Annotated in this window: 9 protein-coding genes; 5 read left to right on the top strand and 4 right to left on the bottom strand. The window is 59.6% G+C overall.

Going from position 1 to position 12,741, the window contains the following annotated elements; translation table 11 throughout:
- Positions 1-13: 13 nt before the first annotated feature.
- A complete protein-coding gene (gene sufB / locus T18_RS00550) occupies positions 14-1,483 on the bottom strand; it encodes a Fe-S cluster assembly protein SufB (RefSeq protein ID WP_038491360.1) in 1,470 nt (489 codons plus the stop codon).
- Positions 1,484-1,683: 200 nt separating this feature from the next.
- Positions 1,684-2,853: a cysteine desulfurase family protein gene (locus T18_RS00545; RefSeq protein ID WP_038492859.1), complete on the bottom strand. Its 1,170-nt coding sequence runs from the start codon at positions 2,851-2,853 to the stop codon at positions 1,684-1,686.
- A 211-nt stretch (positions 2,854-3,064) separates the two neighbouring features.
- Between T18_RS00545 and T18_RS00540 the strand changes: the two genes are divergently transcribed.
- Positions 3,065-3,742: an alpha/beta hydrolase gene (locus T18_RS00540; RefSeq protein ID WP_003507952.1), complete on the top strand. Its 678-nt coding sequence runs from the start codon at positions 3,065-3,067 to the stop codon at positions 3,740-3,742.
- A 73-nt stretch (positions 3,743-3,815) separates the two neighbouring features.
- On the opposite strand, the gene T18_RS00535 is transcribed toward T18_RS00540, so the two are convergent.
- Positions 3,816-4,937: an anhydro-N-acetylmuramic acid kinase gene (locus tag T18_RS00535; RefSeq protein WP_038491363.1), complete on the bottom strand. Its 1,122-nt coding sequence runs from the start codon at positions 4,935-4,937 to the stop codon at positions 3,816-3,818.
- Between the two features lie 150 nt (positions 4,938-5,087).
- Between T18_RS00535 and tyrS the strand changes: the two genes are divergently transcribed.
- On the top strand, positions 5,088-6,341 hold the full coding sequence (tyrS, locus tag T18_RS00530) for a tyrosine--tRNA ligase (RefSeq protein WP_003515978.1): 1,254 nt from the start codon (positions 5,088-5,090) through the stop codon (positions 6,339-6,341).
- A gap of 45 nt (positions 6,342-6,386) precedes the next feature.
- On the opposite strand, the gene T18_RS00525 is transcribed toward tyrS, so the two are convergent.
- The gene (locus tag T18_RS00525) at positions 6,387-9,770 is read right to left on the bottom strand and encodes a DUF3971 domain-containing protein (protein WP_038491366.1); all 3,384 of its coding nucleotides are present in this window, start codon (positions 9,768-9,770) and stop codon (positions 6,387-6,389) included.
- A 118-nt stretch (positions 9,771-9,888) separates the two neighbouring features.
- Between T18_RS00525 and T18_RS00520 the strand changes: the two genes are divergently transcribed.
- The 3 genes from T18_RS00520 (at position 9,889) to T18_RS00510 (ending at position 12,607) form a co-directional block, all read left to right on the top strand.
- Positions 9,889-10,356: a peroxiredoxin gene (locus tag T18_RS00520; protein WP_013636380.1), complete on the top strand. Its 468-nt coding sequence runs from the start codon at positions 9,889-9,891 to the stop codon at positions 10,354-10,356.
- Positions 10,357-10,370: 14 nt separating this feature from the next.
- Complete coding sequence (locus tag T18_RS00515) at positions 10,371-11,201, top strand: ferritin-like domain-containing protein (RefSeq protein ID WP_013636381.1); 831 nt, start codon at positions 10,371-10,373, stop codon at positions 11,199-11,201.
- An 89-nt stretch (positions 11,202-11,290) separates the two neighbouring features.
- Complete coding sequence (locus T18_RS00510; RefSeq protein ID WP_038491369.1) at positions 11,291-12,607, top strand: peptidoglycan DD-metalloendopeptidase family protein; 1,317 nt, start codon at positions 11,291-11,293, stop codon at positions 12,605-12,607.
- Positions 12,608-12,741: the final 134 nt, after the last annotated feature.

Below are 12,741 nucleotides of genomic sequence, written 5' to 3'. Positions count from 1 at the left end.
ATTCGTATGACGATCAGCCGACCGAACCTTCCAGCGAAATGCCGATCAGCTTCTGCGCTTCAACCGCAAACTCCATCGGCAGCTGCTGGATAACATCCTTCACAAAGCCATTGACGATCAGTGCGATCGCCGACTCCTCGGGGATGCCGCGCTGCAGGCAATAGAACAGCTGGTCTTCGGAAATCTTCGACGTGGTCGCCTCATGCTCGAAATGAGCAGACGAGTTCTTCGCCTCGATATAGGGCACGGTATGCGCGCCGCACTTGTCGCCGATCAGAAGCGAGTCGCACTGCGTGAAGTTGCACGTGTTGGTCGCCTTGCGGTGAGCCGAGACCTGCCCGCGATAGACGTTTTCCGAGAAACCGGCGGCAATGCCCTTGGCGATGATGCGGCTCGACGTGTTCTTGCCGAGATGGATCATCTTGGTGCCACTGTCGATCTGCTGATGGCCGTTGGAAACCGCGATCGAATAGAATTCGCCACGGCTGTCGTCGCCGCGCAAAATGCAGGACGGGTATTTCCAGGTGATGGCCGAGCCGGTTTCAACCTGCGTCCACGAAATCTTCGAACGGTTGCCACGGCAATCGCCGCGCTTGGTCACGAAGTTGTAGATGCCGCCCTTGCCGTCCTTGTCGCCCGGATACCAGTTCTGGACGGTGGAATATTTGATTTCGGCATCGTCGAGTGCCACCAGTTCCACCACGGCGGCGTGAAGCTGGTTCTCGTCGCGCTGCGGCGCGGTGCAGCCTTCCAGATAGGAGACGTAGGCGCCCTCTTCAGCGATGATCAGCGTGCGCTCGAACTGTCCGGTGTTCTTTTCGTTGATGCGAAAATAGGTGGAAAGCTCCATCGGGCACCGAACGCCTTTCGGCACGAACACGAAGGAACCATCGGTAAAGACGGCCGAGTTCAGCGTTGCGTAGAAATTGTCCGTCTGCGGCACGACCGAACCGAGATATTTCTTCACCAGATCAGGATATTCGCGCACTGCTTCGGAGATCGACATGAAGATCACGCCGGCCTTTGCCAGTTCCGCCTTGAAGGTGGTGACAACGGAGACGCTGTCGAACACGGCATCCACGGCCACACGACGGTTTTCCACGCCGGCCAGGATTTCCTGTTCCTTCAGCGGAATGCCCAGCTTCTCGTAAACCTTCAGCAGCTCCGGATCGACTTCGTCCAGCGACTTCGGGCCGGGCGTGCTTTTCGGTGCGGCATAATAATAGAGATCGTTGAAGTCGATCTTGGGGTAGCTGACGCGCGCCCATGTCGGCTCTTCCATCGTCAGCCAGCGCTTGTAAGCCTCAAGACGCCATTCCAGCATCCATTCCGGCTCCTGCTTCTTGGCCGAGATGAAGCGGATCACCTCTTCCGAAAGGCCCTTCGGGGCCTTGTCGACTTCAATTTCGGTTTCGAAGCCGTATTTATACTGGTCCACATCGATCTGGCGAACCTGATCGATCGTTTCCTGAACCGCTGCCATGTCGTTCTCCAATCTCGCCGGAGCCAAGGTCCGGTGGCTTGTCAACGTATCAAGGCGGATAGCCGCCTTCATCCATCTTCGGGCAAATAATCCGGGCCCGTATAAACGGGGCGGAGCTTATACCCATGTAAGTGCGGGATGGCGCTTTTCACACATCCCGGCAAGCGGAAAATTGCTATTCCGCAATTCTTTGCCGCATTTTAAGCGGCCTGACCGGTCAGCCTGCGCCGCCCGGCAATTTTCGTAAAGGCTGCGAGCGCGCGCTCGATATCCGCCTCATCAGTCGCATGACCAAGCGAAATCCTGAGTGCGCCAAGCTTGGGATCGCGTCCCATCGCCGTCAGCACATGGCTTTCACCCACCTTGCCGGAAGAGCAGGCCGAACCGGCCGAGAGCGCAATGCCTTCGATATCGAATGCAATCTGGCCCGTTTCCGCCTTCAAACCGGGCAAGGTGAAAAACGTGGTATTGCCGACACGGCCGACATCCTCACCGTAGATGATCACGTCAGGCGCGACTGCCCGCATGCCGTCTTCCAGCCTTGCGCGCAGCGCTGCAAGACGCGTCGCTTCGGTCTCGAGGTTTTGCGCAGCAATAGCGGCGGCGGCACCGAAACCGATGACCGACAGGGTATTTTCAGTACCGGAACGATGTCCCTTTTCCTGGCCGCCACCATGGATCAACGGCTTCGGCATCATCGCCTCGCCGCGGGACACCAGCGCCCCCGCACCCTTCGGACCACCAAGCTTATGGGACGAGATCACAAGGAAATCGGCCTCCAATGCATTGATATCGAGCGGAACGCGGCCGGCAGCCTGCACGGCATCGACGACCATCAATCCCCCAGCTGCATGTGCAAGCCGCGCCGCTTCAGCCACCGGCTGAAGAATGCCGGTCTCATTATTGACCAGCATGCAGGCGACCATCGGCAGACCAGTGGACTTGTCGTGCGCTGACAGCAGCGCCTCAAGGGCCGCAAGATCGATGACACCCGTTGACGTAACGGGAATTTCCGTAACGTCAGCCTTGCCGAACCGGCCTCCTTCACGAAAAGCCGGGTGTTCGATCGCCGAAACGTAAAGACGACCATAGCGCACGGGAGCGCGCCCCATCTTGAATTCAGGCGAAAGCACCAGATTGGCCGCTTCGGTCGCACCGCTCGTAAAGGTCACATGCGACGCCTGGGCGCCGCAGACCACAGCAACGTCACGACGCGCGGCCTCGACGGCCGCACGGGCTGCGCGCCCTTCCCGGTGTACGGAGGACGGATTACCCGTGATATCGAGAGCGCGGACAAGAGCATCCCGCACGGCAGGCAAAAGCGGCGCCGTGGCGTTCCAGTCCATATATGTGCGCGTCAAAACCGTCATCGCGGAAAAGCTTCGCTCAATCTTCCATGCGCCAAAACGCATTTTTCTTGAAATTACAGTTGCGCTTGCCTTATGACACGGTCCGAGTGCTTAAGCACACGCAAAGTTTCGAATTATTCTAAACTGCGTTCTAGAAAAGATGACACAGTTCGTCAAGTCTTCTCGTCGGAAGAATGCGGTTGGAGAATGAAAAAACACGACCGGAGTACCAATGCCCGAAGTCATTTTTAACGGCCCTGCGGGTCGCCTCGAAGGCCGTTATCAACCCTCCAAGGAAAAGAGCGCGCCGATAGCGATCATCCTTCATCCGCACCCGCAGTTCGGCGGCACGATGAACAACCAGATCGTTTATCAGCTCTTCTATCTTTTCCAGAAGCGCGGTTTCACGACGCTCCGGTTCAACTTCCGCTCCATCGGCCGCAGCCAGGGCGAGTTTGACCATGGCGCCGGCGAGCTTTCCGATGCCGCATCCGCTCTCGACTGGGTGCAGAGCCTGCATCCCGATTCGAAAAGCTGCTGGGTCGCCGGTTATTCCTTCGGCGCCTGGATCGGCATGCAGCTTCTGATGCGTCGCCCGGAAATCGAAGGTTTCATGTCGATTGCGCCGCAGCCCAACACCTACGACTTCTCTTTCCTCGCCCCCTGCCCGTCTTCCGGCCTCATCATCAATGGCGACGCCGACAAGGTCGCGCCTGAGAAGGATGTCAACGGTCTGGTCGAAAAGCTGAAGACCCAGAAGGGCATCCTCATCACCCACCGCACCCTTCCCGGCGCCAACCACTTCTTCAACGGCAAGGTTGATGAGCTGATGAGCGAATGTGAGGACTACCTCGACCGCCGCCTGAATGGCGAACTGGTTCCGGAACCGGCAGCGAAGCGCATTCGGTGATTTAGGAGCGCAGCTTAGGTCATTGTTGATCTACCTACAATGATCGACGGCGGGCTTGGCTCGCCGTCGTCTATTACGCCCTGACCAAAACCCCACCCGTAACCGGCTCATTCACACCGGTCGTCCCCGGATATGTTAGCGGCAGCCCCTTCAGCGATCGCACCGCCAGATAGGCCCAGGCCTCCGCCTCCATCGCCCCGCCGTCGAACCCCGCCTCTTCCGCCGCGATTACCCGCGCACCCTGCTTGGCAGCAAGGCTCGCAAACTCTTCCATGATAACAGGATTGAGCCGCCCGCCGCCGCAGATCACATAGGTCTTAGCCGCCTCCGGCAGATAGCTCGCCGATTTGAGGATCGCGGTACCCGTCAGATGCGACAGCGTGCGTGCGCCGTCCGCCAGCGAAACCTCGCCCTTTTGCGGCGGCACGAAATCGCTGCGGTCAAGCGAGCGGCGGATATTGGCCGAGAAGAACGGACTTTCCATGTAGCGCGTCACTAGAGAGGCAACGACGCTGCCGCCCGCCGCCGTCCTGCCGCCCTTGTCGAAGGCTTTGCCCGTATGCGCCTCGATCCACTGGTCGATCAGCATATTGCCGGGACCGCTGTCGAAAGCCGCAAGCCGCCCTCCCTCGCCGATATAGGTGAGATTGGATATGCCGCCGATATTGACGAAGACGGCGGGCGTTTCGAAGCCATCAGGCAGATTGGCGGAGAGCGCCATGTGGTACGCAGGAATGAGCGGTGCGCCCTGCCCGCCATGCACCATGTCGTTGGCACGCATGTCGTACACCACATCGATACCGGTTTCCTCGGCCAGAAGCGCGCCGTTGCCGATCTGCACGGTCAACGCCTCATCCGGCCGATGCAGCACCGTCTGGCCATGAAAACCGATCACGTCTATATCGCTGGCTTCAAGCCGGTGGCGGTGGAGGAAGGATTTGACTGCCGCCGCATGGGCAAGCGTCAGCTTGCGTTCCGCATCCGCGAGGTCACCCGGGCGCTCGCGCCGTTCGCGAATGGCTTTGGCCGTAACCAGCGCCTTCTGCCAAGTGGCGCGCAGGCCCGGATCATAGGGGAAATAACCGCTCGGCCCATGCCGGACCACGTTTTCGCCATCCGTGCGCAACAGGGCGATATCGATGCCGTCCATCGACGTCCCGCTCATCAGCCCGATTGCCGTTTTGACCTCGCCCACGCGCTGCTCCCTTTCAATATCGAATCATGCGGAGATGAATCGCCGTTATTCATGGCCGAAACGGGTGCACTTTTCAAAAAACAATGGTAAAGCCCCCCGCGTTCATTGACAGACAATGACGGCAAAGGTCCAACCAGAAAGAAAAAGGTTATGTCCAGGTTCAAGTCCGATTTCCTCCGTACGCTCGATGAGCGCGGCTTCATTCACCAGATCTCCGACGAGTCGGGTCTCGACGAACTGTTCGCCAAGGAAACCGTGACCGCCTATATCGGCTATGACCCGACGGCCTCCAGCCTGCATGTCGGCCACCTCACCCAGATCATGATGCTGCACTGGATGCAGAAGACCGGTCACCAGCCGATTTCGCTGATGGGCGGCGGCACCGGCATGGTTGGCGATCCCTCCTTCAAGGAGGAGGCCCGCAAGCTGATGACAATAGACATGATCGAGGACAACATCACCTCGCTCAAGCACGTTTTCGCCAACTACCTCGATTACGATCGCGCGGAAAATCCGGCGCTGATGATCAACAATGCCGACTGGCTGCGTGGACTCAACTACCTCGAATTCCTGCGCGACGTCGGCCGCCACTTCTCGGTCAACCGCATGCTGTCCTTCGACAGCGTGAAGACGCGCCTCGACCGCGAGCAGTCGCTGTCCTTCCTCGAATTCAATTACATGATCCTCCAGGCCTACGATTTCGTGGAACTGAACCAGCGTACCGGCTGCCGCCTGCAAATGGGCGGCTCTGACCAGTGGGGCAACATCATCAACGGCATCGACCTCGGTCACCGCATGGGGACACCGCAGCTCTATGCGCTGACCTCCCCGCTTTTGACCACGTCTTCGGGTGCGAAGATGGGCAAGTCCGCGTCCGGTGCCGTCTGGCTCAACAAGGACCTGCTGCCGGTCTATGATTTCTGGCAATACTGGCGCAACACGGAAGACGCGGACGTGGTTCGGTTCGCGAAGCTCTTCACCACGCTGCCGATGGATGAGATCGCACGCATCGCCGCCCTTGGCGGATCTGAGATCAACGAGGCGAAGAAAATCCTCGCAACCGAAGTCACGGCCATTTTGCATGGCCGTGCCGCTGCCGAAGAAGCAGCCGAAACGGCGCGCAAGACTTTCGAGGAAGGCGCGCTTGCTGAAAACCTGCCCTCCATCGAGGTTCCGGCATCCGAACTCGATGCCGGCGTCGGCGTCCTGTCGCTCATCGTCCGCGCTGGCCTTGCCGGCTCGAATGGCGAAGCCCGCCGTCACGTTCAGGGCGGCGCGGTAAAGATCAACGACAAGGGCGTATCCGACGATCGCCAGATGATCGGTTCCGCCGAGATCACCGGCGATGGCATCATCAAGCTTTCGGTTGGCAAGAAGAAGCACGTTCTCGTTCGCCCGGCGTAACACCCGCGAAAATCATCAGATGAAGGGCCGCGGAAGCGGCCCTTTTTATTGAAACTCGAAAATCTGCCTGAAGACGCCGGGCGCTATCAGCGACAGCGGGTTTATAGTCAGCTTCGGCTGGTCCGTCTGGCCGGAAAGCTTGAAGGTAATGCCGAGCAGACCGCGATCTCGGCCGTTTCCGAGGAAGATGCCGATAAAGGGCAGCTCGCCGAACAGCCGGTTCAGGCCATAGGCGGGCATAAAGGTGCCGGTCATGTCCATACGGCCGTTCTGGTCTTTCAGCAGGCCCTGGAACGTCGCACCGATCTGCTCGCCGCGCACCACGCCGTTTTCCACCGCAACCGAGCCGTTGACGTAAACGAGCCGGGCAAAACCGCGCTGGAATTTCTCCGAGCTGACATCGATATTGCGGCGGACCGCCGTGTTGAGGCTCCGGCCGTCATCGCCCGTCGGCGTGGCGACGATATCCTGAAGCTTCGCTTCGTTGACGACGGCGAAATTGCGCAGATCGAGCGAGCCGCTCCAGTCGCTGCCGTTGACGGTCGAAAGTGCGAGATTGAGAAGACCACCGCGAATGCGGGTGTAGATATTGGTGAAACGGGCAAGAGAACCGGCATCGCTGCTGGTAAGCGTCACGGTTCCCGTCGCGCCGCGATTGGTCGTCTGAGCCACAACCGCCTGACCTCTGCCGGTGACGCCGCGAAAATCAACCGAACGGACCTTGCCGTCACGCACACTGACATCGGCACTGACATTGGAAAGGATCTCGTCATTGAAGCCGTAGACCTTGTCGAGTTGCGCCTTGATGGCAAGGGACGGCTGCGAACGCGACGTGCCGTCACCTGCCCCTGAGGAACTGCGAAGCTTTGACAGGAACGGCCGGAGATCGGCAGATTTTCCCGAAGCGTTGATGCTGTATCCGTTTTTGGAGGCAGTGACGGCGACGGCGTAATTGTCGGAAGGTGACAATTGCACGCGGCTGAGATCGGCGGAAATCAGCCCGTTCTTGGTGAAGGTGACATCTCCGGCCGCGCCGAAGCCGTCCCCGGTTAGGGAGAAATCACTGATCGTCGTGCGGCCATCGCTGGTTTCCAGGGTAAAGGTCGCTTTTGCCGGAATACCGACGCCCTTGCTCCATCCAAGCCCCGGCAGAATGATAGACGCCTTCGCCAGATCGAGCTGTATCTCCTGACTTTTCGTATCCGCGCCATCGATTTCCACAACGGTCGTGCCGCCAAGAACCGTGGAAAGCTCCGGTGCAAGCTTGGCGACCTGCGTCTCGTTCAGGGTTGCTTTCAGCGACAGCGTTGGAGCAACGTCGCTATTCTTACGCACCGGCTCCGTCATCTCGATAGACATCGGCACATCGTCCACCCGGCCCTTGCCTTCAAGCTTGAGCTGCCGGTCGTTGATGGACATGAAACCGTCAAGCGCGGTCACCTTGCGGCCGGCAAACGGTTTTGTCAGCGACAGGTTCTTCAGATCGAGATCGGCCGTCCACACCGGCGGCGGTGGATTTTGGCTGGAAAGCATGCCGACGGTCAGCTTTGCATTCGCCGTCACGTCGCCGGTGAAGTCATCCGGCTTGAACTGCGTATCCTTGAGCGCATTGATAGGCTTCAGCGTCGCAAGCTCCGCCACGGCATCGGCCGAGCCCGAAACGTTCAACTCGAGATTTCCAAGCAGGGGCTTTGCATAGACGTCGGACATGGAGAACCGGCTGTCCTCCAGCGCAAGCGACCGATTGGAGGCGAAATAGGATGTCGCGTTCTTGAGATCGACATTCATCCGGCCGCCGACGAGATTGAAATGCGCATCAACGTCGCGCAGCGGCGGAATGTCGCCGGTGGTATTGAGACGCGTACCGTCGATATCGAAGCGGATCTGCATTTCGCTCTCGCCCAGCACCAGCGGGCAACCGGGACCGCACATCCGTCCCTGCGGAATGAAGATCGCAATCGAGCCGTTCGTGACCGTGCCGCCATAAAGATTGGAGACCACCCACTCGCGCGGCTTGTGCGCCATCCAGAACGGCCAGAGCTGCTTGACCGCCGTGGCCTCCATCTTGGGAATCTGTCCGGCGAAACTGATTTCAGGCGAGCCCTGGCCGAAGCGGATTTTCAGCGAGCCTGCCATGTCTCCAAGCGGGCCGGTGACGTATAGCGAGGGTACCTCAAGCTGCCTGGTCGCGACATTGAATTGCCCGTCGGCCTTCAAGCTGAAAGGAACGGGGTCTTCGCCAGAGGCTTCGGCCGAGGCAACCGCATTGTCGATCCGCAGCGAAAGACCGAAGCCCTCTTGGGTATCCGTGATTTCCCCAGTGACCGGAATAGCCGTTCGGCCGAGATCAATCCGCGAATTCCCAATGACAAGACTGTTTTTCTGAAAATCGTAGCGCGCGTTGACGGTGCCGGCCGTGAAGGGTTGAGCCTCGCCGCCGATAAGAAGCATTCCATTGCCCATGCCGAGCGAGATTTCCAGCCGCGGCTCATGTCCGGGCATGGAACGCCGGGCGAGGATGCTGACACCGGTCTTGACGTTCAGCCCCTCATGAAGATTGCCTTCAGGATCGAATTTTTCCAGAAAAGGACCGATGTCGAAACCGTCGATGCGCGCGTCGAAACCGTCGATCACACCGCCTGATCCCGATGTCTTTAGCGACAGGCTGGCGATTTCGCCGTTAAACAGCGTTTCACCCTCAAGCGAATATCCGCCCTGCTGGTCAGGGGTCAACGAAAGCTCGCGCACTTCAACGACGCGTGGCTTGCCGGCTTCGCTCGGTGGCAAGTGGATCGAAACGCTGGAAATATCGATTTCCTCTGTTCCGCTGCTTAAAAACGCCTGCGCCAATTTGTCCAGCTGGGAAAACGCCGCCTGCAACTGCTGCGGAACAGCGTCCAGCCGGATGCTGGCGAGATCGAAACCGTTACCCTTCGGCAAAAGGGCCGTATCGAGTTCCATCCCGTCGGCCTCGAGACTTTGCACGGAGACGCGTCCGGTCAAAAGCGCGAGCGGATCGAGCGCCATGCCGATAGCCCTTGCCCGGCTCAAATGCTGGCCGGATTCCTTCTCGACGATATCCACATCCTCCGCCACCAGCGCAAGCCGCAGCCCGGTCGAGAACCTGATGGCCGAAGAACCGATTCGCGCGCTGTAGTGGGGTCCGAGCGCCCGTTCGAGCGCCTGCTGCGCCTGGCTGGAAAGGGCATTGTCGATCGATCCGGTTTCGACGGAGACAATGATGCCGCCGATGGACAGGAAGGCCAGTACGAAAAGAGCAGCGAAAATCTTGATGAGAGCACGCGCCATGGAGCGCGGCGCCGGGCAATGCACGATGAGAGGATCTTCGGCCTGCGCCGAAGGAAGATCATGCAGCGCAACGATATCGCGCTTGCTGAACTTGACCTTTTCACCCCTTACTTCAGCCATACGCCCGTGTTTGCCCCTGAATAGCTTTTGTTTCGCCTCAACACTGGACGACGCCCGGTTTCGCTATATATCGAATGTGGCGACTTTCACTCAACATCCCGGCGAAAGAAAGATGATTATGACAGAACTGACGATTGGCAGCCCTGCACCGGATTTTACTTTGCCCCGCAACGGTGAAGGAACGGTGACATTGTCCGGCCTGCGAGGCAAGGCGGTCGTTCTCTATTTCTACCCGAAGGACGACACATCCGGCTGCACCGCCGAAGCGATAGATTTCAGTGCCCTTGGCGCGGAATTCGAGGCCGCCAATACTGTCGTCATCGGCATTTCCCCTGATAGCGTCAAAAGCCACGACAAGTTTGCTGCAAAACACAAGCTTTCGGTGATGCTGGCCGCCGACGAGGAACGGAAGGCGCTCGAGGCCTACGGCGTCTGGAAGGAAAAAAGCATGTATGGCAAAAAATACATGGGTGTCGAACGCACCACCGTCCTCGTAGCACCTGACGGTACGATCGCGGAAATCTGGAACAAGGTGAAGGTTCCGGGCCACGCACAGGCCGTTCTCGACGCCGCACGGAAGCTCTGAGAGACGCCCCTGTCGTGCCGCCCACCTTCAGGATCATCTCGCTGCGCGGCGGCGCCACCGAGGCGATTGCCTGCGCCGATCTCGACAGAAAAACCGCACTGGCGCAGGAAACGGCGACACGATGGTTCGAGCGCCGCCTGTCGCTGCGCTCCCCCCTAGATCCACCCCTGCCCGAACGTCCGGGCAGGCCGGATAAACCGGAACTCGTTCCGCCGACCGCCGTGGAGCGCCGCTCCCTCCACAGCGTCAAGGGTCGCATAGCGCTGCTGCACGCCATCGCCCATATCGAGCTGAACGCCGTTGACCTCGCGCTCGACATTGTGGCCCGTTATGCCAGCGAGCCGGTGCCGCATTCCTTTTTCAACGGCTGGATGCAGGTTGCCTTCGAGGAGGCGAAACATTTCCGGATGGTGCGGGAAAGGCTGCAAAACCTCGGCGCGGATTACGGCGATCTGCCCGCCCATGACGGGCTCTGGCAGGCGGCGCATTCAACCCGCAACGACCTCACCGCGCGGCTCGCAGTCGTGCCGCTCATCCTCGAGGCGCGCGGACTGGACGTGACGCCCTCCCTGCAGGCGAAGATGCGCGAAACCGGAGACCTTGAAAGCGCCGCCGTTCTCGATGTCATCTACAATGACGAAAAGGGCCATGTCGCCATCGGCGCCAAATGGTTTCGCTTCCTGTGCGCCCGTGAAAAGAAGGACCCGGCAGCAACCTTCAGGCAACTGGTACGTGCCAATTTCCGCGGACCGCTGAAACCGCCCTTCAACGACCTCGCCCGCGCCGAAGCCGGGTTGACGCCATCCTTTTACCGCTCCCTCACCGCTGTCAGCAACAGCGGCTGACGCCCGCAGCCCGGCGCATGGTGCAAAACTTCGTTAACCTTAACGAAGTATGATTTCCTGTGAGAAATCGGCCAGTCCGGAGAGAGATTTTGACTGATACAGCGGAAAACCGGGTATTCGGCAAAAAGCGGCAGCAGCACGTTCTGGTGCTGGCAAGCGGTGACAAGGTCCGGCACATGACGATCCGGCCTTGGATGACGGCGCTTGCCGGCTGCACGATCGGCCTTTTCTCGCTCGGTTATCTGGGCGCCACCGGCTATCTCATCCTGCGTGACGACCTGATCGGCGCGACCATGGCGCGCCAGACCCGCATGCAGCACGATTACGAAGACCGTATCGCCGCACTGAGGGCGCAGGTGGACCGCGTTACCTCAAGACAATTGCTCGACCAGCAGGTGGTTGAAAAGAAAGTGGAAAAGCTGCTGCAACAGCAGGCGGCACTCACGTCCAGACACGGGCGCATGAGCGAATTGCTGGAGCGCGCGGAAAATTCCGGCATCGCCGCCTCCACGGCCACGGCGCCCATTCCAACCGCGCCCTCCTCGCTCTCGAACGCGATGGCGCCGGAAAAGCGCGCCGATCTGACAGGTGGCCTCTCCGCCATAGAAAATCTGATGGCGCCCCGCCCGTCGCAGCCGGAAAAGCCAGCCGGAACCGACAAGCGGGCGTCCTATGTGCCCGAAAACGGCGAAACGCCTTCCGACCGCGCCGACCGCGTGTTTTCCAAGGTCACGCTGTCGCTGAAGGATATCGAACGCCAGCAGATATCACGGATCGCCAGACTGACCAGCGACGCCGAGGACAAGGCGAGCGCGATGCAGGATATCATCCGGCAGGCGGGTCTGAAAATCGACGAAAGTGGCACCGACGGCGTCGGCGGCCCCTATGCGGATCCGCAGGGGAATGAAACCGATCCCTTCAATATGTCTCTGACCAATCTAGACAATGCGCTCAACCGGCTGGATATCGTGAAGGAAACCGCAACCGCCCTGCCCTTTGGCAATCCGGCTCCCGGCAGGGCGATCACCAGCCGATTCGGAAACCGGCTCGACCCTTTCCTTGGACGGCCTGCCTTACATACCGGCATCGATTTTCGCGCCGAAACAGGCGCCGACGTCAAGGCGACGGGCGCTGGAAAGGTGACGGTTGCGGAAAACTCCGGCGGCTACGGCAATATGGTCGAGATCGATCACGGCCAGGGCGTATCGACGCGATTCGGCCATCTCTCCACCATTCTGGTCAAAGCCGGCGACAAGGTGGAGGCCGGCGACATCGTTGGCCGTGCTGGCAGCACCGGCCGCTCCACCGGTCCGCACGTACATTACGAGGTCCGCCGCAACGACACGCCTGTTGATCCGATGCGGTTTCTGGTCGCCGGGGCCGAGCTTAAAACCTATCTCAAATAGCAGTCCGATTTTAACGCTTTTTTCGCCCTTTTTGCGATAAATCGCCCGAAACCGCGTCCAAGGCTCAAAAGCCTCGCCAGCGTCTCGCCGTTTCGCGCGCATTTCCGGTTGTTTCCTTGACTTTCTGGCAATTT

This window comes from Rhizobium sp. TBD182 (assembly GCF_001950375.1).
Taxonomy (GTDB): domain Bacteria; phylum Pseudomonadota; class Alphaproteobacteria; order Rhizobiales; family Rhizobiaceae; genus Agrobacterium; species Agrobacterium tumefaciens.
The sequence above is the reverse complement of the archived record's forward strand: the minus strand, read 5'-3'. Positions and strand labels throughout refer to the sequence as shown.